We start from the raw sequence: 1,111 nt of genomic DNA on the forward strand, positions 1-1,111 counted from the left end.
TAACGAACTAGACTAACCGACGTAGGCTGGCCCTGAGTCCCGACGGGACGTTAGGGACTGGCCACGACACTTGCGACGGCAAGGGGAGTGCCAGAAGCCTATGTGTCGCAGACCGAGCGAGGGCGAAGTCCCGAAGCGAAGCGGTTAGTTGCTGTTAACCGCAGTTCTGATTCTAATAAACTTTGATTCCGAATTTCAATAATTTCTTAGGTAAATGGTCGTCTAAGTTTGATATATCATTGTCATTCAATTCAATAAGTTTGAAATCATAATTTTTATATATTTCTTGTTTAATTTTCTTTCGTTCATTATATTTTGGGTCATCTTCTAAACCCCAGAATTCAATATAAACACCTTCGCTAGGAATAAAAAAATCAGCATAAATATCTTCTTCGATAGGGAGTTTTCTTTCATAAGCATGTGCCAAATTATAATCATAAAGTGCATTATCGATAATTACTTCAGCTCTTGACCTAACAAAATGACCATCTTTTGTTCTAAATGTTGCCGGAAATTTTTCCCGGAAAGAATCTGAATTACTATTTTTATATTGATTATCTGATTTAGGTATAGTGTCAGTTGTTGAAGTGGGTGTTTCAGATAGAGAAGTAATCAGTATTTTATTATTAACAATATTATCAGGCCATAGAACATAGGTACCTCCCGAAACTTCATGTTCAAATTGTTTTCCTCCTAAGGATTTACCTAATTTAGTTGGTTCCCATCCTGAAAGATTTTTTTTAATCCAACCAAGTTCGGAGAGAATCAAATTTAATCTTTGTGAAGATATATTGAAATGTTTACCAATGTTTGTTGCATTTAATAATTTAGATTTTGTGCCACTAGAATCTAAAGGAACATCAATATCTTCTGGCCAGGCAATAAATTCTCCAAATTTAGGATGATTTTTTAAGATTCCTCCTTTTTTCTTTCCAGTTTCAGTAAGAATCCATTTATTATTTATCCTATCTATCCAATTTAATTTTTTAAGTAAATTGAATAAATCAGATGTTTGTAAATTGCATTCATTTGCTAATGTAGTAGTTGATATGTATTCCATCTTTTCCTTCTTTTTATTAATAGATTGAATTTCAGAATTGCGGTTAACGAA

The 1,111-nt window shown here is 33.3% G+C and carries 1 protein-coding gene; it reads right to left on the minus strand.

What is annotated here, in order from left to right; genetic code table 11:
- Positions 1-172 precede the first annotated feature (172 nt).
- A partial coding sequence (locus ND811_RS19310) for a hypothetical protein (protein WP_265353623.1) occupies positions 173-1,111 on the minus strand: 939 nt, incomplete at its 5' end.

This window comes from Leptospira soteropolitanensis (genome assembly GCF_026151655.1).
GTDB lineage: Bacteria > Spirochaetota > Leptospiria > Leptospirales > Leptospiraceae > Leptospira_A > Leptospira_A soteropolitanensis.